The 22,507-nt window shown below is 46.5% G+C and carries 19 protein-coding genes; 13 read left to right on the forward strand and 6 right to left on the reverse strand.

Annotated features, from left to right (window positions below; all coding sequences use genetic code 11):
* Positions 1 to 379 precede the first annotated feature (379 nt).
* The 3 genes from E7027_04470 to E7027_04480 all read left to right on the forward strand — a co-directional run bounded on the left by E7027_04470 (position 380) and on the right by E7027_04480 (position 3,162).
* Positions 380 to 1,309 (forward strand): hypothetical protein, encoded by a 930-nt coding sequence (locus E7027_04470; protein MBE6421369.1) that lies wholly within the window; start codon positions 380 to 382, stop codon positions 1,307 to 1,309.
* A gap of 170 nt (positions 1,310 to 1,479) precedes the next feature.
* Positions 1,480 to 2,040, forward strand: a complete 561-nt coding sequence (locus E7027_04475) for a prepilin-type N-terminal cleavage/methylation domain-containing protein (protein ID MBE6421370.1) — start codon at positions 1,480 to 1,482, stop codon at positions 2,038 to 2,040.
* A 126-nt stretch (positions 2,041 to 2,166) separates the two neighbouring features.
* Entirely contained in the window at positions 2,167 to 3,162 is a 996-nt protein-coding gene (locus E7027_04480; protein ID MBE6421371.1) for a hypothetical protein, read from the forward strand.
* Positions 3,163 to 3,387: 225 nt separating this feature from the next.
* Here the strand turns inward: E7027_04480 and holA are convergent, their stop codons facing one another.
* The 4 genes from holA to E7027_04500 form a co-directional block, all read right to left on the reverse strand.
* Positions 3,388 to 4,395 carry a DNA polymerase III subunit delta gene (holA, locus tag E7027_04485; protein MBE6421372.1) on the reverse strand — a complete coding sequence of 336 codons (1,008 nt, stop codon included), beginning with the start codon at positions 4,393 to 4,395 and terminating at the stop codon, positions 3,388 to 3,390.
* A gap of 1 nt (position 4,396) precedes the next feature.
* Complete coding sequence (locus E7027_04490) at positions 4,397 to 4,978, reverse strand: hypothetical protein (protein ID MBE6421373.1); 582 nt, start codon at positions 4,976 to 4,978, stop codon at positions 4,397 to 4,399.
* 48 nt (positions 4,979 to 5,026) lie between these two features.
* A complete protein-coding gene (locus E7027_04495; protein ID MBE6421374.1) occupies positions 5,027 to 7,540 on the reverse strand; it encodes a leucine--tRNA ligase in 2,514 nt (837 codons plus the stop codon).
* 80 nt (positions 7,541 to 7,620) lie between these two features.
* Entirely contained in the window at positions 7,621 to 8,508 is an 888-nt protein-coding gene (locus E7027_04500) for a tyrosine recombinase (protein ID MBE6421375.1), read from the reverse strand.
* Positions 8,509 to 8,608: 100 nt separating this feature from the next.
* Here E7027_04500 and E7027_04505 point away from each other — a divergent pair, with 100 nt between their 5' ends.
* Positions 8,609 to 9,169: a prepilin-type N-terminal cleavage/methylation domain-containing protein gene (locus tag E7027_04505; GenBank protein MBE6421376.1), complete on the forward strand. Its 561-nt coding sequence runs from the start codon at positions 8,609 to 8,611 to the stop codon at positions 9,167 to 9,169.
* A 61-nt stretch (positions 9,170 to 9,230) separates the two neighbouring features.
* Here E7027_04505 and recA read toward each other — a convergent pair whose 3' ends face one another.
* Complete coding sequence (gene recA, locus E7027_04510; protein MBE6421377.1) at positions 9,231 to 10,292, reverse strand: recombinase RecA; 1,062 nt, start codon at positions 10,290 to 10,292, stop codon at positions 9,231 to 9,233.
* Between the two features lie 26 nt (positions 10,293 to 10,318).
* Positions 10,319 to 12,847 carry an ATP-dependent Clp protease ATP-binding subunit gene (locus E7027_04515; GenBank protein MBE6421378.1) on the reverse strand — a complete coding sequence of 843 codons (2,529 nt, stop codon included), beginning with the start codon at positions 12,845 to 12,847 and terminating at the stop codon, positions 10,319 to 10,321.
* Positions 12,848 to 12,993: 146 nt separating this feature from the next.
* Between E7027_04515 and E7027_04520 the strand changes: the two genes are divergently transcribed.
* The 9 genes from E7027_04520 (at position 12,994) to E7027_04560 (ending at position 22,486) form a co-directional block, all read left to right on the forward strand.
* Positions 12,994 to 13,593 (forward strand): hypothetical protein, encoded by a 600-nt coding sequence (locus E7027_04520; GenBank protein ID MBE6421379.1) that lies wholly within the window; start codon positions 12,994 to 12,996, stop codon positions 13,591 to 13,593.
* 1 nt (position 13,594) lies between these two features.
* Positions 13,595 to 14,218, forward strand: coding sequence for a dTMP kinase (tmk, locus tag E7027_04525; protein MBE6421380.1), 624 nt, complete (start codon positions 13,595 to 13,597; stop codon positions 14,216 to 14,218).
* Positions 14,218 to 15,234 carry a DNA polymerase III subunit delta' gene (gene holB / locus E7027_04530; protein MBE6421381.1) on the forward strand — a complete coding sequence of 339 codons (1,017 nt, stop codon included), beginning with the start codon at positions 14,218 to 14,220 and terminating at the stop codon, positions 15,232 to 15,234. The genes tmk and holB overlap by 1 nt, the downstream gene beginning before the upstream one ends.
* A gap of 17 nt (positions 15,235 to 15,251) precedes the next feature.
* On the forward strand, positions 15,252 to 16,760 hold the full coding sequence (gene metG, locus E7027_04535; protein MBE6421382.1) for a methionine--tRNA ligase: 1,509 nt from the start codon (positions 15,252 to 15,254) through the stop codon (positions 16,758 to 16,760).
* A gap of 184 nt (positions 16,761 to 16,944) precedes the next feature.
* Positions 16,945 to 17,457 (forward strand): prepilin-type N-terminal cleavage/methylation domain-containing protein, encoded by a 513-nt coding sequence (locus tag E7027_04540; protein MBE6421383.1) that lies wholly within the window; start codon positions 16,945 to 16,947, stop codon positions 17,455 to 17,457.
* Positions 17,458 to 17,553: 96 nt separating this feature from the next.
* Positions 17,554 to 19,197 (forward strand): acyl-CoA dehydrogenase, encoded by a 1,644-nt coding sequence (locus E7027_04545; GenBank protein MBE6421384.1) that lies wholly within the window; start codon positions 17,554 to 17,556, stop codon positions 19,195 to 19,197.
* A gap of 8 nt (positions 19,198 to 19,205) precedes the next feature.
* Entirely contained in the window at positions 19,206 to 19,994 is a 789-nt protein-coding gene (locus tag E7027_04550) for an electron transfer flavoprotein subunit beta/FixA family protein (GenBank protein ID MBE6421385.1), read from the forward strand.
* The gene (locus tag E7027_04555; GenBank protein ID MBE6421386.1) at positions 19,991 to 21,184 is read left to right on the forward strand and encodes an electron transfer flavoprotein subunit alpha; all 1,194 of its coding nucleotides are present in this window, start codon (positions 19,991 to 19,993) and stop codon (positions 21,182 to 21,184) included. The genes E7027_04550 and E7027_04555 overlap by 4 nt, the downstream gene beginning before the upstream one ends.
* A 141-nt stretch (positions 21,185 to 21,325) precedes the next feature.
* A complete protein-coding gene (locus tag E7027_04560) occupies positions 21,326 to 22,486 on the forward strand; it encodes a hypothetical protein (GenBank protein ID MBE6421387.1) in 1,161 nt (386 codons plus the stop codon).
* The last annotated feature ends 21 nt before the right edge of the window (positions 22,487 to 22,507 follow it).

Raw genomic sequence — 22,507 nt, forward strand, 5'->3', positions numbered from 1 at the left:
GCGATGTTTTTGTTTGAGCATATAGACTTTTTATGGTGCGAAAGGCAAAAACCGCGAGGGCGGTTCCGGGCGAAATTACCGTCAGGGAATTTACGCAGGACGGGCTATCCCTCTCCGTATGAATTTGAAAACCCCGCGAAAGCGGGGTTTTTTTATTTCCAAACAACCTAAATCCTTTATTATGAAAATGTTATAATTTCGTTATTATTAAAAAATCTCTTATACTGGGCAGATTGCTATGGAACAAAATAATATAAGGCAGCAATTGAACGATTTACACAGAAAAATTGAAAGGTCGGCGAAATCTCTTTCTCTCCCGGCTAAAGGAGAATCTATAGGTAGTTTTTTTAGGGAGTGCTGGATTTCTTTTAAGTTTATATTGAAAGAAAAAGAAAACATCTTTTTTGCTTTTTTACAATTGGCAACTATTGCGATTGTCTACTACCTTTGGGTGCAAATTATAGGGTGGATCCCGCAAGAAGTATGGGACGCTATCGAAAAAGAAGAAAATGGCGGAACGATTGTTTCGTTAATTTTCTTGTTGTGGAGTTTTATTTGTGTTGGAATAGCGGCTTATCCCATTGGCATTTTTACGGCATGTATGAGTGCTTCTTATACTTTGCACAGAGAGGGGAGAGATTCTACCATCTTGGAGTGTTTGAAGATTGTTCTGGCAAAATCTTGGCCCTTGTGGATATTCAGTTGGGTGGACGGTTGGATAACGGTGGACATTATTTTAGAGCGTTTGCCTAAAAAAAAGGATCGCACCCCCCGGTCTGTCAAAATTTTTAAGGAACTCGTATATCAACTCTGGAAAACTGCCACCTTGGGTGTGATTCCTGCGCTCATCTATGGAAGAACAATCAAAGAAGTCTGCAGCGATTCGCTGGCCTTATTAAAAAAATATCTATTTCCGCTTGGGAAATTGCGTGTAATTTATTCGCTTTTTTGTTGGATAATCGGTATAGGGGCTTATTTATCCTTGATAGTTTTTCTTCCCCATATCAAAGCTTTCGCGTCCCAGTATAACATTACGGGTATATTTTCTTTTTACTTATATGCAGGTGGCCCCTTGTTAGTGGCTTTGTTTATTATTGTAGTGTTATTGCGCCCCTTGTATATTATATCGGCCACGCGTATTTATTTAGATTATGCAACCGAAGAAGGTTTTCCCCGTCGGTTGCCCGAGTCTTCCTCTAAAAGTTTGAGTGCGTTTGTCGGTTTTGTGGTATTGTGTATTCTTATAGCAGTTGTGATGCTGTATAGGGATCAACTGGGAATAACTTACCTATTGCAACAAGGCATATAACTTTTATAAAACTAAAAACTCCGCGAAAGCGGGTTTTTTATTTTGTATAGGAAAATTTGTTATCATCTATATAATGTTATGTGTTTAGTGGTCGTTAGTACCCAAATAAAACTTGCCAGTATTTATCTATTTTATTTGAGGATGTAAACAAAATAGCCGGGAGCAAAAATATGCAAAGTGCAAGCAGGAAAAGAGGTTTTACGTTAATAGAATTGTTAGTTGTTGTTTTGATTATTGGAATTTTATCGAGCGTGGCACTTCCTATGTATGAAAAGGCGGTGGAAAAGAGCCGGGCTACGCAAGCGCTTACCTTGCTCAAAAGTGTGTATCAAGCGCAGTTGATGTACAAACTTGCCAACGGAAACTATGCTTCTTCTTTTGATGAATTGGATATTGATGTTCCGTGGACGGGGAATTCTCAATGGTTTACCAGTGCTACCGATACTCGTTCTAATGCGGATTGGTCGCTACAAATGTATAGTGGGGCAGATAATGTAAATATCACAATAGGCCGTATCAGTGGGAAATATAAGGGGGCCGGATTTTTTATACTTCCTTCTCAATCTCTGGGCGGTGGTCAATCTACAAAAACGGATATTATTTATTGCGGGGAAAGAACTTCGCAAGGGGTGAATTTTACCGGGACACCCGGTTCTTACTGTGAAAAAGTAATGCAAGCCCCTTATGAAAAAAACTCGGCAACCGCTCGTTACTATTTATTACCGTATTAGAGAATCTGTTTCTCCTTACCGAAGCGGGAAAATCAAATAAAGCATCACACCATGGAACAAAAAAAAATAAGGAAACAATTTTATGATTTGCGCTACTCTATGTTGAGGGCAGCCAGATCGTATACTTTGCCGACTAAAAAAGAGGCTTGGCATGGTTTCTGGAGCGATAGTTGGGAATCTTTTAAGTTTATATTAAAAGAGAAGGAAAATATCTTTTTTTCCTTGTTACAGTTGGCTACGATTGCAATTGCCTATTATGTTTGGGTGCAGATGATCGGGTGGATCCCGCAAGAAGTATGGGATATCGTTGAAAAGGATGAAGATGCCGGCTCGATAATTTCGTGGATTTTGTGGTGGTGGAGTTTTCTTTGCGTTGGGGTAGCGGCCTATCCCATTGGCATTTTTACGGCGTGTATGAGTGCCTCTTTCACCTTGCACAAACAAGGGAGAAGTTCCACCATATTGGAATGTTTGAAGATTGTGCTGGCAAAATCTTGGCCTTTGTGGATATTCAGTTGGGTGGACGCTTGGATGACGGTAGAAAGAATTATGGATCGCATACCTAAAAAAAAGGATCGTACCCCTAGGTCCGTTAAAATTCTTAAAGAACTTATATATCAGTTTTGGAAAACGGCCACTTTGGGCGTTATTCCCGCACTTATCTATGGAAGAACGGTAGAAGAAGCCTGCTCCGATTCTTTATACTTATTGAAAAAAAAGATGTTTGACATCGGGAAATTACGCGTGATTTATTCGCTCCTGTGTTGGATAATCGGTATAGGGACGTATGTATCTTTAATATTTTTGATTCCCGAAATAGATGCTTTTGCACAAAAGTATAAACTTACGGATATATTTGCTTTTTACTTATATGCCGGAATACCCCTGGTGTTGGCCTTATTTATTGTTGTAGTGTGCTTGCGCCCTTTGTATATTATATCGGCCACGCGTATTTATTTGGATTGCGCGCAAAGAAGGTCGCTTCCTGCTCGCTTGCCGGAGCCTTCTGTTAAAGGGTTGAGTGCATTTGTCGGTTTTGGGGTATTGTGTATTCTTATATCGGTTATCATGCTTTACAGGGATCAACTGGGCCTCACTTTTATATTCAAACTTGGCATATAGCTTTTATAAAACTAAAAATATTGTAAGAATACGGATAATAATAAAATGCCGCAGATCGGTATGTCTTACGAGCATGGAAGTATGAAAGATTATGCCGGAAGGGTTGTGTGTCTTGCCTATAATGATAAGCAAAACAAAGCCTGTAAAGTACTGGGTGGAAAAGAAAGGGCAAGTTCCGGCAGTATTACCTATTATCAATTGAACTAGTTTTCGCTTAAACTTAACCTACCGAAACAGCGTAAGTAAAATTCCTTTGAGTACAATTTTGGGGTCGGACGCGGAAGAAGATTTGAAGGCCGAATCCGCCTCGATAATGCGGTTTAGGGCATTTAGAAAGTTTTTCTGTGCCGGAAAGCGCCGTGCCGCGGAAACCAGGCGGTTTTCCCAATACATAAGTCCGGCCGCGCGCAAAATATCCGCGGGGGCCATGCCGGCCTCGCTCATGCGTTTGATGCGTGCCATTTTAAGAATAGGAAATGTCATTTTACTCAAAATACCGATAGGTTCTTCTCCATCGTCGAGCAATTTATCCAGCAGTTTAATCGCCCGGTTTTTGTCGCACGCGGTAATGGCGTTGGCCAGTTCAAAAGGGTTTTCTTCTTTGCTAAAGCCGATGCAGGCCAAAACATCTTCTTGCGTAATGGTTTTATCGGTACGGTCTAGGGTGTAGAGGTAAAGTTTTTCGATTTCGTTTTCCAACGCGTTTAATTCCCCGCCTACGATTTCGCACAACATATCCAACGAATCAAAATCGGCATTTAGGCCTTTTTCGCGTAATTTTTCGCGCGTCCACAAACTTAGTTCTTCTTTTTGGAGTTCATCAAAATTGGCCACGCGTCCCGCATCCGAACATACTTCGGCGAGCACTTTTTCGGTCTTCATTTTTTTAGAATCGTTGTGCGTTAAGATAAGCGTAGTGGAGGGGAGGGGATTATCCAAGTAGCGAATCAGGGCCTCTTTGGGCTCTTTGCGCAGTTTCTCAATACCCGTAAGCACTAATACGCGCGCGTCCGAAAATACGGGAGCGGTATTGGCCATGGCTAAAAGTTCGCCCATGTCGGCCTTATCGGCTTCGGCTTGGTAGAAGTTGAAATCGTCCGGGTGCAAAATTTCGCGGATTTTTTGAATAACCAAATTTTTGCGATACACATCTTCCCCCGTTAATAAATAAACGGGGAGAACCGTATTTTTGGCTAGTTCGGCATTTAATTTTTCCGCGGTAATTTTTGCCATGTTATTGGGTAATGGTGGTATATTCCGGGTTATTCATTACTTTCTTTTTGTTTTCGCTCATCACGGAACCGAACCCGTCCACGGTGCGTTTTACAATATCTTTAGAAAGTTTTTGGAATACCACATCGCGCGCTTGTACTTCGGTCATACCGCCGGGCAAGGTGGATGCCGCATAAATTTGGGTGCCCATAAAGGCAGGCTCGCGCCAAACGGGTGCGTTGGTGGTTTTGTCCATAAGCACGACATCTAACCAAATATCCATGCGGTAAACGGTGGGAATAAGTTGGCTGTCGTATTGAATCGGCACATTTAAGTAGCGGGAAATGGTGGTAACCACTACCCCTTCGGCGCCGTTATTTTCGGAGACGATTTGATAGGTTCCGTCGCGCAAGAACTCATCGTAGAGTTCATTGTAGAATTTATCTTCGAGAGCAAACACTTCCGTCTTGTTCAAAATAGGGCGTATGGCCACTTTTTTGATGTGTTGCGGCATAATTTGCGCCTGCGGCGTGTAAAGGGCTCCTTCGGTGGCGCAGGCCGATAATACGGCTGCGGAACAGAGGGCAAATAGGAACTTTTTCATAGAATCTCCGGAAGAGAGGGCGAACTGAAAATCGGCTCGCCCCTCAAATTATTTTTTGGGTGCCGCCACCACACTTACCATGCGGCCCGGCACGACAATGATTTTTTTAATTTCAAAACCTTCCAATGCGCGTTGGACTTTTTCGCTGGCTAAAGCCATTTTTTCCGTTTCCTCACGGCTGGCACCGACGGGTACCAAAATGCGATCGCGCACTTTGCCGTTTACTTGTACCCCGATGTCTTGCGTGTCGTCTTGCATCAGGGACTCGTCGGCCTTGGGCCAAGCGCACTTAACCAAGAAACCTTCCCGGCCTTTTTGTTGCCAGATTTCTTCGGTTAAATGGGGGGCAAACGGATGCAAGAGTTTCAAGAAAGTATCAAAAGTTTCCTTGTTTACTTGCGGCAGTTTGCTCAGGTCGTTAAACAGTACCATCAATGCGGAAATGGCGGTATTGAAACGGAAGTTTTCAATATCATCACCCACTTTGGCGATAGTTTGGTTGGTTAAAATAGCGCTCTTTTTGGGGTCGGCTTGTTCGGTTAACTGCACATTTTCGCTCCAACCGCCTACCCGTTTTAAGAAGCGGGAAATTCCTTCAATGCCTTTCATATCCCAAGGTTTGCTGGCTTCAAACGGCCCCATGAACATTTCGTACATGCGGAACGCATCGGCCCCGTATTGGGAGAGGATATCGTCCGGGTTGATAACATTTTTCTTGGACTTGGACATTTTTTCCACCATGGGGGAAAGTTCTTCCCCGGTGGTTTTCAAGAAGGCTTTTCCGTCTTTGAAATCGATTTCTTCGTATCCGTGGTAGTTACCCATTTTGTCGCGATACGAGAAAGCCAAAATCATGCCTTGGTGGCGCAATTTTTGGAAAGGTTCTTTGTGGGTTACAATGCCCAAATCAAAAAGGACTCTGTGCCAAAAGCGCGCATAAAGCAAGTGGAGTACCGCGTGTTCGGCTCCGCCGATATAGCAATCTACCGGGCCGTAGGCTTTTTCAATAGCCGGATCGACCGCCGCTTGCGTATTTTTCGGATCCATATAGCGCAGGTAATACCAGCAGGAACCGGCCCATTGGGGCATGGTGTTGGTTTCGCGTTTGGCAGGGGCTCCGCAATGCGGACAAGTGGTGTTGACCCACTCGGTTACATTGGCAAGGGGCGATTCCCCCGTGCCGGACGGTTCAAATTTATCTACTTCGGGCAGGCGCAACGGAAGTTGATCTTCCGGAAGCGGCACAACTCCGCATTTTTCACAGTGCACCACGGGAATCGGCTCGCCCCAGTAGCGTTGGCGGGCAAAAACCCAATCGCGCAATTTGTAAGTGGTTTTGGCGTTTCCGCAACCGTGTTCTTCAAGCCACTTAATCATGGCGGCTTTGGATTCTTTTACGCGAAGTCCGTTTAAGAAACCGGAGTTAATAAGTTCTCCGTCTCCCGTGAAGGCTTCTTTTTCCACCCCTTGTTCGCTTTTGATTACTTCAATAATATCCAAGCCGAATTTTTTAGCGAAGGCGTAGTCTCTTTCGTCGTGGGCGGGAACGGCCATAATCGCCCCGGTTCCGTAACCCATAAGAACATAATCGGAAGTCCACACCGGGATTTTGTTTCCGTTTAACGGGTTTAACGCATAGGCTCCCGTGAACACACCGGTCTTATCTTTGTTTAAGTCGCCGCGTTCCAAGTCGCTCTTTTGGGCGGCCTGGGCTTGGTAGGCTTTTACGGCTTCTTTCTGTTCGGGCGTAACGATTTTTTCCAAGACGGGGTGTTCCGGCGAAACCACCATGTAGGTAGCACCGAATAAAGTGTCGGGGCGGGTGGTAAAGACGGTTAAAGTTTCATCATGTCCGTCCAATTTGAACACAACATTGGCCCCGTTAGATTTACCGATCCAGTTTTTCTGCATGGTCAGGGTGCTTTCGGGCCAATCGAGTTCATCTAAACCTTCCAACAATTTTTCCGCATATTCGGTGATTTTCAAAATCCATTGGCGCAACGCCTTGCGTTCGATTTGGTGGCCGCAGCGTTCGCACTTGCCGTTAAATACTTCTTCGTTGGCAAGACCTGTTTTGCAGGAAGGACACCAGTTTATCGGTACGGTAGATTCGTAGGCTAAGCCTTTTTTGAAAAGTTGCAGAAAAATCCATTGAGTCCATTTGTAGTATTCGGGGTCAGTGGTATCAATTTCGCGGTTCCAATCGTATGCGAGCCCGATGGACTTAATTTGGCGTTTGAAATTTTCGATATTTTTGCGTGTCGTGATGCTGGGGTGAATACCCGTAGCAATCGCGTAGTTTTCCGCAGGTAGGCCGAAAGCGTCCCACCCCATAGGGTGCAACACATCATAGCCGTTCATCAGTTTATAACGAACCAAAATGTCCGAGGCGGTGTACCCTTCCGGGTGGCCTACATGTAAGCCGGCTCCCGACGGATACGGGAACATATCCAAGCAATAAAATTTTTTGCCTTGGGGCATTTTGGGGCTGGCGAAAAGGTCGGCCTTTTCCCAGCGGTCTTGTTGTTTTTTATCAATTTGCGGAAAATTATCAATACTCATACCCTTTTATTTTAACAATTTTTGAACGAGAAAAGGGAGTTTTGTATTGGAAAAACTTTTGAGGGGTTGGCAACCGTCCGCTATCCGCGCGGGTGGAATTTTTTATGTTTGTTTTTTAAGTCGCTTATATCCAGGTGGGTGTAGATTTGTGTAGTGGTTAAATTGGCATGGCCCAGCATTTCCTGTAAACTGCGCAAATCAGCCCCGCCCGTGAGCAGGTGGGAGGCAAAAGTGTGGCGGAAGAGGTGCGGATGTAAGGGTTGGGAAATGTTGGCTTTTCGGCCTAGGGCGGCCAAATCTTTCCACACGGTTACACGGCTTACTTTTTTGCCGCGGTTGTTTAAGAAAACCTCGGAGCCGACCTCTTTATTGGCAAAGTGGCCTTCCCGCACGGCAAGATAAGCCTTTAACCGTTCGCACGCTTGCGGGTGGATAGGCACAAACCGTTGCTTGCCGCCTTTACCGAAAGCCAGCACCCAACCTTCCTGCGTGTTGATATTTTCCAATCGCAGGTTGATAAGTTCGCTCACGCGCAGGCCCGCCGCGTACAATAGTTCGATAATGGTTAAAGTGCGTATTTCGTCAAACTTTTCAGCAGGGTAAGACAAAAGCCTTTCCATCTCTTCCCGAGTCAACTGGGTAGGAATTTTTTGAGACAGGTGGGGCGATTTAACAAAGCGGGTAGGATCTTCTTTTATTTTTTCTTCAATCATTAAAAAACGGTAAAAACATTTAACGGCTTCCATTTTGCGGAACACACTGGCGGTAGCCAAATTTTCCACCACCCGCAACTGGTAGTTATACTGTTCCAAAAAATCGGGGGTAGCCTCTTCGGGTTTCAGGTCGTTGGCGGCACAATACTCCAAATAACTTTCCACGTCCGAGCCGTAAGAAAGAATCGTGTTTTTGGCCAGTTGTCGCTCAAAAGATAAATGGTTAATGAAATCTTCCAATAACAGTGTATCCATAGGGGTATTATAGGAAATTTTATGTGTAGCCGTTGTTAAAAAGAAAAAGCCTGGGTATTTTTGCTACACTATAAACAGAGATAAACAATAGGAGTTGTAAGTGAAGAAAGGTTTTACATTAGTTGAGTTGTTGGTCGTGGTGCTGATTATCGGGATATTAGCTTCTATGGCTATGCCACATTACGAAAAAGCCGTTTGGCAAAGTCGCAACGCGCAATTGAAATCAGCGGTGCGTGCCATAGCCGATGCACAAAAAATGCATCTTTTGAAAACAGGCAAGGTGGCTAAAAGCCTGCGGGCTCTTCCTGTTACCTTGCCCTTGGAAGTAAAAGCCACAAACGCGGGTGTGAATAGTAATGTTTGCAATTTGATGACACCGAAAGGGGAAGCCGTTTTGGAAGGGAAAAATTTTATAGTGGTACTAAATACGGTAAATTCTCCTACAGGGGACGACTGGGCCGGTATTGCCGTTTGGACAGAAGGCCGATACAAATGCAACGGTTTCGCATGGTGGTTGCATAGCACTAAAGACCAGGGAATGATGTGTTTAGAATCCCGTAACAAAGGTATTACCACACAAAAAGGGGAATTTTGCGAAGAGTTGGAAAGTGCTACTTGGAGTGACTTGTATAGAAGTTGGGATCGCTTTACAATGATATAGATAAATCAGAACAATAAAACCCCCGCTCGTTTGAGCGGGGGTTTTTTTATGCAAACTTAATTTATTTTTTAGCCGTTTTTTTAGCGGGTTTTTCTTCCGCTACTTCCCCTTGGGCGGCTTTTTTACCGTCGTAGTGGTGACCTAAGTATTTGACATAGAGTTTATCTTCAATTTCGTCGGCCAGTTCGGGGTTGTCTTTCAAATACTGGCGGGCATTTTCGGCGCCTTGGCCCAGTTTTTCGTCCCCATAAATAAACCAACTGCCGCTTTTTTCAATAAACCCGGCTTCCACGCCTTTGTCAATGATGCACGCTTCGCGGGAAATACCTTTGCCCAAAATAAGCGTAAATTCGGCTTGGCGATACGGCGGGGCTACTTTGTTTTTGGTTACTTTGGCGCGCACGCGGGTGCCGATTACTTCATCGCCTTTTTTCAGGTTTTCAATGCGGCGTACATCAATGCGTACGGACGCATAGAATTTCAAGGCCAAACCGCCGGGGGTGGTTTCGGGGTTACCGAACATTACACCGATTTTTTGGCGGAGTTGGTTGATGAAAATGATACTGGTTTTGGTTTTGTTAAGCAGGCTGGTAAGTTTGCGCAAGGCTTGGCTCATCAAGCGTGCTTGCACACCCACATGGGAATCTCCCATTTCGCCTTCAATTTCTGCCCGCGGAACGAGCGCGGCCACGGAGTCAATAACAATCAAATCAATCGCGCCGGAGCGAACCAATTTTTCGGCAATTTCCAAGGCTTGTTCGCCGGAATCGGGCTGGGAAACGAGGAGTTCGTCCACATTTACGCCCAGTTGTTCGGCATAGACGGGGTCCAGTGCGTGTTCGGCATCGATAAAGGCTACCGTTCCGCCCATTTTTTGGGTCATGGCGGCAACATGTAAAGACAAAGTGGTTTTACCGCCGGCTTCCGGTCCGTAAATTTCAATCACGCGGCCGCGAGGCAACCCGCCAACGCCGAGGGCTAAGTCCAAAGACAAAGCACCCGTGGGGATAGCCTCCACTTTTTGCACGCTACCTGCGCCTAATTTACAAATGGCTTCTTTTCCAAAGGCCTTTTCGATTTGGCCCAGCGCCAATTCCAGCGCTTTTTGTTTATTTGCGTCCATATTAAATTGTCCTCCAAGGGTAAAAATCAAAGGGTTACGGCTTCTTTTTTATCCGCCGTTTGACCGGAGAAGGTAAGTTTTCCGGCGTCTTTATCTAAGTGTACAATAATTTGCGCTCCCGCGGGGTAGCGGTTTATTAAAATGTTTTCCGCAAGCGGATCTTCCAATTCGCGTTGCAAGGTGCGCAGTAGCGGGCGCGCTCCGAACTTAACATCAAACCCTTTTTCTACCAAAAAGTCTTTGGCTTCGGGGGTAAGTTGCAGGGTTAGTTCTTTTTCGGCTAATTTTTCGTCCACTTCTTTTAAGGCGAGGTCTAAAATTTGACCGATATGTTCTTTAGAAAGCGAGTGGAATACTACGATTTCGTCAATGCGGTTGATAAATTCCGGGTTGAAGGTCTTTTTTACTTCTTCCATTACATTGGCTCTCATATCTTTGTATTCTTCTTCTTCGCTTTGTTTGGCGGCGAAACCCAGTTGACTGCCTTTGTTGGTGATTTCACGCGCGCCGACGTTGGAAGTCATAATTACCACGCAATTTTTGAAACTGACTTTGTGGCCCAAATTGTCGCTCAGGGAGCCTTCGTCCAACACTTGCAGTAAAATGTTGTAAATATCGGGGTGGGCTTTTTCCAATTCATCAAGCACCACTACGCTGTAAGGGCGGCGGCGGACGGCTTCGGTCAGTTGGCCGCCTTCTTCATAGCCCACATAGCCGGGAGGGGCCCCGATTAAGCGGGAAACGGCAAATTTTTCCATGTATTCGGACATATCCAACCGCACCATGGCATCTTCGTCCCCAAACAGGAAAGTAGCCAAACTTTTGGCAAGTTCGGTTTTTCCTACCCCGGTGGGGCCTAAGAACAGGAAACCGCCAATCGGCCGATGCGGGTTGCCTAACCCCGTGCGGTTGCGGCGAATGGCTTGGGAGATAACCTTGACGGCATCGTTTTGCCCGATGATTCTTTCGTGCAGGTGTTCTTCCATGTGCAAAATTTTATCGGTTTCGCTTTGGGTCAGGCGCGTAACGGGAATACCCGTCCATTTAGAGGCAACAAGGGCAATATCTTCTTCCGTCACTTCGGGTACTTGTTTGTTGCGTTCTTCCTGCCATTTTTGTTTCAAATGGTCGATATAGGCTTTCAAGCGTTCTTCCGTATCTTTGGCGGCGGCGGCCTTTTCAAATTCTTTTTGGCTCATCGCCTCTTCCTTTTCTTGCAACGCTTGGTTATATTCGGCCTGTTTTTGTTTGATTTCAGGCGGCAAAATGGCATTTTTCAGGCGGGCGCGCGCCCCGGCTTCGTCAAAGAGGTCGAGGGCTTTATCCGGCATGGCGCGGTCGGTAATATAGCGGTCGGCAATAGCGGCCGCGGCGCGGACGGCACCGTCTGTGTATTTTACCTTGTGGTGGGCTTCATATTTATTGCGAATCCCTTTTAAGATGGTAATGGTTTCGTCCACATCGGGCGGATCGGCCACTACGGGTTGGAAACGGCGTTCCAAAGCGGTGTCGGCCTCGATGTATTTGCGGTATTCGTCAAAGGTGGTGGCACCGATGCATTGCACTTCTCCGCGGGCCAAGGCGGGTTTTAACATATTGGAGGCATCAATAGAACCTTCGGCTGCACCGGCCCCGATAATGGTGTGCAGTTCATCAATAAATACGATAGCATCTTGGGCGGCGGCCAATTCATCGATGATGTTTTTTAAGCGTTGTTCAAATTCTCCGCGGTATTTGGTACCGGCGATGACGGAGGCCAAGTCCAAGCCTAAAAGCCTCTTGCCGGAAAGCACGTCGGAAATTTCCCCGCGGGCAATTTTTTGCGCCAAACCTTCCACAATGGCCGTCTTGCCGACACCGGGCTCCCCGATAAGGACGGGATTATTTTTAGTGCGGCGGGCCAAAATCTGTACGATGCGTTCGATTTCTTCTTCGCGCCCGATGACCGGGTCTAATTTATTTTGCGAAGCAAGCAAGGTTAAATCGCGCGTGTATTCGTCCAGGGTGGGGGTTTTAGATTTCTTTTTCAAATCGGCGGTGCGATTGTTTTTGGGGACGGAATTTAAGTTGATTTCTTGCGGTAAATCGCTCAAATCTTCTTCTAAATCTTCCGGTTCGGCATCTCCCAAAAAGTTAAGAACGGTATCGCGCACGGCATCTAAATTAAGGCCTAAATTAGCCAAAATTTTGCCCGCCATACCTTCTTCTTCGCGGATAAGGCCCAGTAAAATATGTTCGGTGCCGATGTGTTCGGTGCCGAGCATTTGAGATTCTTCTACCGAAAATTCCAGCACTTTTTTGGCACGCGGCGTGAACGGAATTTCGCCCAAAAGCATAATGGTATCGCCAATGCCCACCATTTTTTCGATTTCTTGGCGCACCTTGCGAAACGAAACCCCTAAATTGGAAAGAATTTTGTGAGAAACGGTACCTTCTATTGCGCTAAGGCCCAGCAAAATGTGTTCGGTACCTACATAGTCGTGATTGAGCCGTTTGGCCTCTTCCTGCGCGATGAGGATAATTTTTTGCGCATTTTCGGTAAATCTTTTTGCCATAAATATAAAACCCCTTATTAAAACGATTACTACTATTATATAAAAATAACTCCGCCCGCGCGGGGGGAAAAAGGGTTATAATCAAAAGTGCGCTTTGCGCCAAACACAGGTTCTGCCCCGGGTATATTTTGTATAATACCTTATATATGCAAGAACTTATGAATCGGGCCAAAAAAATCAAGGCTATTTTAACTGATGTAGACGGTATTTTAACGGACGGGAAACTTCATTTTTTCGTTACGCCGGAAGGGAAAATAGAAGAGATTAAATCGTTCAACGCGCAAGACGGTATTGGTGTGATGCTCTGCCACCATGCCGCAATTGTGTGTGGCATTATTACGGGCCGCCGCCATGCTACCACTGTGGCGCGGGCGCGTAACCTGGGGTACAAATATATGTACCAAGGTTTTTTAACAAAATCAGGCCCGCTTGCCGACATCTTAAAACGCGAACATCTTTCCCCGGAAGAAGTGGCCTATATCGGCGATGATATCACCGATTTACCCGTGCTTGAGCAGGTAGGGTTTGCCGCCACCGTAGCCAATGCGCTGGACTGTGTAAAAGAGCGTGTGCACTATGTGGCCAAACGCAACGGGGGGGACGGTGCTTACCGCGAAATTATTGATTTTATTCTAAATGCCCAAGGGAAGTTGGCCCCGGTGCTCACGCAGTTGGATTCTTCCGCCTGGACGGGGAAAAACAAACCCGAAATGGAAGTGATTACTTCCCAAGAAGGGATTGCCTAATATGACGAAAAAAGGAAAATTTATTGTATTGGAAGGGCCGGATAGATGCGGAAAATCTACCCAGGCCAAAATGCTTGTAAACTATTTAATTTCCCAAGGGAAAGATGTTATCTTAACGCGCGAGCCCGGCGGTACTCCCACGGCGGAAAAAATACGCCAAATCGTGTTGGAGCCGGGGCTGGATGTGCGCCCGATGGCGGAACTGTTTTTATACGAAGCCTCCCGCGCGCAACACACGCAGGAAAAAATCCTCCCCGCGTTGGAAGAAGGCAAAATTGTAATTTGCGAGCGCTATACCATGTCCACCTGTGCCTATCAGGGCTATGGCCGCGGAATCGATTTGAAAGTAATTGATACGCTTAATAAAATTGCTACATTGGAAACCCAACCCGATTTAACCCTTGTTTTTTTAATGTCCGACAAATACTTCACCGAGCGCGGCGAATATCTGTTTTCGGATCGGTTGGAACAGGAAGACTTGGCTTTCCGCCAAAAAATGCGCCAAGGGTATATGGAAATGGTAAGCAATACACCCCATGCGCATTTAGTAGATGCCGATAAAAATATCAATGAAATTCAAACTCAAGTAATCGAACTGTTGCAACAATACCACATTACCGACTGATGCCGTTTGCCGATATCCTGGGGCAGGAAAAAGCCTCCTCGTACTTACAAACACTCGTGCGGAATCAAAAAATTCCGGGCGCATTTTTGTTTTACGGAACGGACGGTGTAGGAAAGGCAAAAATGGCGTTGGAATTTGCCAAAGCCCTTAATTGCCAAGATGCCATGGCCCGCCAAACGGGAGATGCCTGCGGTGTATGTGCCAGTTGCCAGGCCATTGATAAAGGAACGCACCCCGATGTAACCTTTGTAGATTTTGTGTACCAGGCACGGTTGGAAGTAAAAAAAGATTTTTCCAGTAAAGGCTATGAAGAAGAACTGGAAAAAGAAATTGCCAAACAACAACATATTAGCGTAAATACGATTCGCGATGTAACGGCGAAATCCCAACAAAAAGCAGTAGGCAACGGTTGGAAAGTGCTGATTGTAGACCAAGCCCAATCTATGCAAGGGGCGGCGGGAAATGCTCTTTTGAAATTTATAGAAGAACCGCCGCAAAAGACCTTGTGGATTTTAATTACGAGCAAACGCTCGGTGATGCTTCGCACGATTTTGTCGCGCTGTCAACCTTTGGCTTTCAGCCCGCTTTCGCAAGACCATGTAAAACAAATTTTAGCCCAAACCGGAGCGGAAGTGGCCGATGTTGACTTGTGTGCCCGCTATAGCGGAGGTTCCGTTTCGGGGGCCCTCAAAGCCGACGGGGCACTTGAATTATTGCGCGAGGCTTCTTTTACCGAAAGCGGTATCAGCCCGCAGGGGCCGTCTGCCGTGGCGGCGGGGCTTTCCCGCACGCTGGTTACTGCCCGCCAAGAAGCGCAGGCGGTATTAGATGTGCTGATTATGGCTATTCATCAGGCATGGACGCAGGAAACCGATTCCAACCGGCAACACGCATTGCAAAATGCCCTTACCAAATTTGAAAATTATAAGCGTAGTATTACGCGCAATGTATCCCCGGCGCTTGTTTTGGAAACGGCCTTGATGAGCCTGGACGGGTTAAACTTGCAGATTTTTTAATACGGAGAAAATAAATTATGAGCAAAAAATTCTATATCACCAGTCCTCTTTATTATGTCAATTCTGTGCCGCATATCGGCCATGCCTACACCACGATTGCCTTGGATATTTTGGCCCGCTACAAACGCCAAAAAGGTTTTGATGTCCACTTTTTGACGGGTACGGACGAACACGGGGCCAATATCGAAAAAACCGCCGCCGCCAATAATGTAACTCCCAAAGCCTGGGCCGATGATGTGGCCGGTAAGTACAAAGAAATGTGGAAAGCGTTGGATATTTCTTATGATGATTTTATCCGCACTACCGATTCCAAGCACGAACATGTGGTGCAAGCCATTTTTGAAAAATTGTTAAAAACCGGCGATATTTATTTGGGTTCCTATTCCGGCAAGTATTGCGTTTCCTGCGAACAATACTATAACGACAGCGAAATTTTGGAAGGCGGTATTTGCCCCGTCCACAAAAAACCGCTTACGGAAGTGCACGAAGAAACCTACTTCTTCAAATTGTCCCGTTACGAAAAACCGCTTTTGAAATATTACGAAGAACACCCCGAGTTTTTAACTCCCAAAACGCGTGCCAACGAAATTATCAACTTCGTTAAAAACGGTTTGCAAGATTTGTCCGTTACCCGTACCAAAGTGGCGTGGGGGATTCCGGTTCCCAGCAACCCCAAACACACCATTTATGTATGGTTTGATGCCCTTATCAACTATATTTCCGCCGCGGGGGCCGGTACCTTCCTGTGCGAAGATAAAGCCGAACACGAAGAACACCTTAAAAACATCGGCGTGGAAAAATTTGAAGATTTGTGGCAAGCCGATTTGCATATGGTCGGTAAGGAAATCTTCCGCTTCCACACCGTCATTTGGCCGGCAGTACTGATGGCTTTGGGCCTTCCGCTTCCCAAAAAAGTGTTCGCCCACGGTTGGTGGACGGTGGAAGGGGAAAAAATGTCCAAAACTATGGGTAACATTGTAAACCCGGTGGAAGTGGCCGAAACCTACGGGGTAGACCCGGTGCGTGCCTTTCTGTTCCGCGAAGTTCCCTTCGGGCAAGACGGCGATTTTTCTATGGCCAGTTTCAAAAACCGCTATAATTCCGACTTGGCCAACAACATCGGTAACCTGCTTTCCCGCACACTCAATATGGCGGCTAAAAATATCGGGGAATTGCCGCAAACCATTGAGGGAGATTATGCCTTGCTCGCTAAGTCTGCCGAAGTGGAAACTGCCATTGATAAAGCGTATGACGATTTGGCATACGACAAAGTGTTGGAACATATCTACGGTTTTTCCAGCGACTTAAACAAACAAGTCAACGAAACCAAACCGTGGGAACTGGCTAAAACCAATCCCGAAGGCGCTAAAGCCGTTCTCTTGGAGTTGGTTGCCTGCCAACGCAAAGTGGCCCAATGGTTGGAACCTTTCATGCCGACCGTAGCCAAAGAAATGCAACGCCGCCTGGCTCCCGGTAAAATTGAAAAATACGGCCCGCTGTTCCCGCGTTTGGAAGAAGGCAAATAATTTATTTGTATTTTTGGCCGTGCATAAAACCGCCCTGTTTTGTGGGCGGTTTTTTTGTAAAAAAAGGAGTGTTTCTCGACGAGGACTTGACCCGTTTTTTTTTTCTTACAATAGTGCTAATCGGCAGGCAGGAAGAATTGTAGTGTTGTTTGCTTGCCGAAAACTTATTTATAAGAGGTTTTGTATGAAAAAGGGTTTTACTTTGATAGAACTTTTAGTCGTGGTGTTAATCATCGGTATATTATCTGCGGTGGCACTTCCGCAGTACACAAAATCAGTTAATAAATCTCGGGCGGCGCAAGCGTTACCTGTTATCAAGTCTTTAATGCAAGCCGTGGAAGTTTATTTTATGGCTAATGGGACTGCCCCCGAAAGTTTGGAAGATGTGGATATCAACATATCTTCCGATATGATTTTTACGGATAGCCCGGATAGCACTAAACCACTAAAATATATGTTTCGCATTACCAAACAGGGAAGTATTCAGGCGAAGGCGGCTTCCGTGGATATGCCCCATTATGAGGCGCACCCGGCAGCCACAGCAAGTAGTGGCAATAAGGTAAACCTCGGTAAAATTTGGTGTTGGGTATCGGCCGATAAAAGTGACCAAGCTGAACAAATTTGCAAAAGTATGGGAAATTTTGACAGCGAGTCCAGCGCCGTTAATGGCGGGGGACGCTATTATACCCTTAAATAATTAGCCGAAGGTTTGTTTGTATTTGGTTGGCGGGGGTGCGGCTGGGCTCAAAAATTGGTATCATATATTTATATTGTATTTTGGAGAAACCAAAACATGGCAAAAAACGACCTGACAACCAGAAACCTGATGTTAGACAGTTTGAAGCAGTATGCTAAAAACCGGATTTCTTTTAACCTGATCCGGGAGCATGACGCCAAAAACGAAATCCCTTTGGATATTTTGAAAGAGATGTACGACCACAATGTATTGGGCGTACATCTTTTGTTAATTCCCGAAGAATACGGCGGCCTCGGCGGGCAAACCACCGAAATCTACCGCGTATGCGAACAATTGGCCCGCATTGACCTCGGTATTGCCACGGGTGTATTTGCTACCTTTTTGGGTAGCGACCCTATCAATGTAGGCGGTACCCCGGAACAAAAAGCCAAATGGTTCCAAAAAATTGCTCACGAAAATAAACTGGTCGCTTACGGTGCCACGGAAGCCGATGCCGGCTCCGACTTGGTTTCCTTGCGTACCCGTGCCGAACATGTCATCAAAGACGGCAAAGTGGTGGGCTACAAAATTACCGGAAGCAAAATGTGGATTTCTAACGGCGGAGTTGCCGACATTTACACCGTACTCGCGCTTGCTCCCGGTGGCCCGAGTTGGTTTATCGTAGAAAAAGGCACCCCCGGTTTCACGCAAGATGTACACGAAGATAAACACGGGATTCGCTTGTCCAATACCTGCGGTCTCGCGTTTGATGATGTGTATGTGCCGGCTGAAAACTTAATCGGTTTGAAGGAAGGCCAAGGTTTCTTGCAAGCGCAGGCCGTATTCGGTTATACGCGCTTGATGGTAGCCGCGTTTGGTTTAGGCGGCGGCGAAGAAGCCGTGGAAACCGCTTTGCAGTATGCCCAACAACGTATTCAAGCCGGCGGCCCGTTGGCGGAAAAACAAGGGTTCATGTTAAAACTCATCACTCCGCACTATGTCCGCTTTGAAGCGGCCCGCGCTTATATTGATTGGACTGCCAAACAATTGGAAGTAAACAACCACGGTCTTGCTACCGAAGGGGCTATCGCCAAACTGTATGCCACCGAATCGGGCAACAAAGCCGCGGAAGATGCTATCCAAGCCATGGGCGGTTTCGGCTATACCAAAGAATTTGCCGTAGAAAAAATTAAACGCGATGTAAAAATTACCTGCATTTATGAAGGTACCAGCGAAGTGTTGGAAATGACCATTTTCCGCGGTCGCTGGCAGGAACATTTGAAATCTCGCGGTCAATACTACATTAACCAAGCGGCTGAATTTGAAGCCCTCCATGCGCAAAACCCCACGGTGGGGGCGGACAGTGTGGCCCTGGGCTTTAGAGCCTTGGCCCGCGTATTGGACGAATGCCGCAATAATAAACTAACCCGCCATCAATATGTAACCTTTATGTTGGGAGATTTAATCAGCGAAATGGAAGTCGCCGCTGTATTTACCCGCCAATGCGCCAACAAAGTGGTAACGGAAGGCAGCCGTTTTGACCTCACCTCCCTGTGCACCATGGCCCGCGTCAATGCCCGTCAAAGCGCGTTCAAGACCGCTTCGGAAGGCTTGCGCTTAATCTTGGGCACTTGCCCCACCATCAATACGGCCGAACTCAGCCAAGCAGTCAACTTGGTGGGTATCGAAGATGCCATGCGCGGACTGATTGAAGATATGGATACCGTGTCCGCTAAACTTAGAGAAATCTTTAAGAAATAGGAAGAACTATGAATATTATTGTTTGTATTAAACAAGTTCCCGATTCCAGCCAAGTAAAGGTTGACCCGAAAACCGGTACCCTGATTCGTGCGGGCGTGCCCAGCATTTTGAACCCCTACGATCACTACGCTTTGGAAAAAGCCTTGGCTATTAAAGCCAAAACGGGTGCGAAAGTAACGGTATTATCCATGGGCCCGGCCCAAGCCGTTGCGGTGCTCCGTTTGGCCTTGGCGTTAGGTGCCGATGAAGGTGTCCTCCTTTCCGACCGTGCCTTTGCCGGTTCCGATACTTGGGCAACCTCTTATGCGCTTGCCACGGCCGTCAAAAAAATCGGCCAGTATGATTTGATTCTCTGCGGACAAATGGCTATCGACGGGGATACTGCCCAAACCGGCCCCGGTATTGCCTATCATTTGGGCATTCCGCAAATTACTTTTTGCGAATCTATTGATGCCAACGGCAATCAGGTAGTGGTAAAGAAACTCATTGAAGGAGGCCACCAAATTTTGGAAGCCGATCTCCCCGTTCTTGTCACCATGACCATGCCGCACGATTATGTAGCCAAGTATCCGTCTTTCATGGCGGCTCATAAAGCCCAAGATAAAGTAACCTATACTTGGACGGCTGCCGATATCGGTGCTGATTTGCATAAACTCGGCTTGGAAGGTTCTCCTACCCGCGTGGATCGCATCTTCCCGCCGCCGTCCCGCCCGAAAGGCGAAATGTTCTCCGGCTCTGCCATGGAACTCGCCGATAAATTTGTTGAAATTTTGAAAAAGGAGAGTGTCATTAAATGATTCAGATTTCTGCTAACTGTGTAGGCTGCGGTAAATGTGTATCCGTCTGTCCGTTTGGGGCGCTCTCTTTGGTTAACCGCAAAGCGGTCGCTTCCAGCGCGTGTACCATGTGCGGTGCGTGCGTGAGCCAATGCCCTGTGAAGGCTCTTTCGTTGCCGGCTACGGGTACTGCCAAAAAAGACCTTTCCGCCTATAAAGGTGTATGGGTATTTATTGAAATTTCCGATGACGGACAAACGCAAAAAGTTCGTCCGGTGGGTTTTGAACTTTTGTCTAAAGGCCGCGAACTGGCCAACCAACTCGGCGAAGAATTGTGCGCGGTAGTTATCGGCAACAATATCCAACCTTATTTTGCGGAACTTTCCCAATACGGTACGGACAAAATCTACTCCGTGGAAGGCCCGGCTTATGCGCGCTACAACACTGCCGCGTATGCCAACGCTATGGTTACACTTATTAAAAAGTATAACCCCAGCGTGGTGCTTTATCCTTCTACCTATATCGGGCGCGATTTGTCCCCGCGTATTTCTTCCGAACTGTTTGTCGGTTTAACCGCGGACTGCACGGGTCTTTCCATTAAAGAAGGCAATTTGATTCAAACCCGCCCTGCGTTTGGCGGTAACATCATGGCGGACATTAAATGTCCGGACTATCGTCCCCAAATGTCCACCGTGCGTCCCAATGTGTTTAAGAAAGTGGTTACGACTCCCGGAAAAATGGCGCAGATTGTGAACGAAATGATTGCTATTCCCGCAGATGCCACCAAAGTACGCATCATCAATACCCATATGGATCCGCCTGCCGAAGGCCTGAAACTCGACGAAGCCGAAGTGGTTATCGCCGGCGGCCGCGGTATGAAAAACAAAGCCGGTTTTGATATGCTGGAATCTTTAGCCGGTGAACTCGGCGGTGCCGTGGGCGCTTCCCGTGCCGCGATTGATTTGGGCTTAAAAGCCAAAGACCAACAAATCGGCCAAAGCGGTGTAACCGTTGCCTCCAAACTGTATGTTGCGTGCGGTATTTCCGGCGCAGTACAACATGTGGTGGGTATGGAACACAGCGAAGTGATTATCGGTATTAACAAAGATGCAAACGCGCCGATTTTCAATGTGTGCAAATACGGCCTGGTCGGCGATGCGGCGCAAATTTTGCCCGCTATCATCGAACGGGTAAAATCCGCCAAGAAATAGTTTCGTTGTTTGTTTTATGGGGCCTGCCTTTCGGTGGGCCCTTTTTGTTTTGGGGCCCAGGAGAAAAATGGGTCTAAATGCTCTTGTCGCAAGTGGGTTTTTATGAAATAATATTAACAAGGTTCTCCACGGGGTGTTAATATGAAAAAAATTTTCTGTACTACTTTCTTTTTACTGCTCTCGCTTTCTGTTTTTGCTCAGGGAAAACTCGTTAAAGAGTTGGGAAAGGGCATTGTAAAGACTGCTGCCGTAGAGAGCGCTTTGCGCCCGATTACGGTGCCGCAGATGGCCTACCGTGTGATGAGTAACAGCGTGGCGGTCTCCCCCAAAGAGTTAAGCCATTGGAATCAACTCAATCGGGAAGATTTTTATGAAGCGGAAAAAATGCTGACGGATTATTTTGTTCTCTCTCCCGAAAAGGCCCCGTCCCAAGAAATGCTTGAAAGAAACATGGTGTTACAGGAGGAATTGGTACGCAACTTTTTGAACAGAAGTTATTATCTTACCCATTTCAAAAAAGAACCCACCGTTTTGCCTGTAGCCGGAACGATTGATTATTTGGAATATATTCCCTATCACTCCCGTGTAATTTTGTTGGGAGAAATGCACCAGTTAGATTGGACAATTAAGGAAGTGGAACAAGCCATTTATCAATACAAAAATGCCTACCCCGATAAAAATGTATATTACCTTTCCGAATTTGTAGATGCTACCCCCGGCGAAGAAACTTTTTTGCTCGGCACCCAAGCCGATGTGGAGCGTTTGGTTACCAAACGACCCTATTATAAAGAGATAACCAACCGCATGATTCAAGCGGGGCTTCGCGTGGTGGGGTTGGAAAATCCGCAACTTTCTCTTCGTCTTAAAAAACAAGGTGGCTATTCGGCCAGTTTCCATGAAACGGAACTTGCCTGGGAAACCATTTCTCCTGCCGCTATGGAGGCCCGCAATAAATACTGGACGGCCATTGCCCGCCGTATTTTGCTGGAAGACCCCGATGCGGTGGTTTTTATTCATGCAGGCTTTGGGCACACCGGGTACAACCAAGTAAGAAGTTTGCCTTGGCAATTAAAAGAATTTTCGCCTTTTGTAGTGGAATTTACGGAACCGAAAGCGGGCGACTTTAATATGCTTTTGGAGCGTTCCGTTCCGCAAGATATCTTTTTCAAAACCCGTAAATTGCAGGCTGCTAATCCCTATAGCCAAATTCGGGCCGTTGTTCACTTCGGCGATAAACGCGCCGCTTTAGCAGCCGGGTGCGACTTGAATATCCGCCGTATGGAAAACCAGTTGCCACGTTGATTTCAAAAAACAAAATTAAAA

It is taken from the genome of Elusimicrobium sp., assembly GCA_015062115.1.
Taxonomy (GTDB): Bacteria; Elusimicrobiota; Elusimicrobia; order Elusimicrobiales; family Elusimicrobiaceae; genus Avelusimicrobium.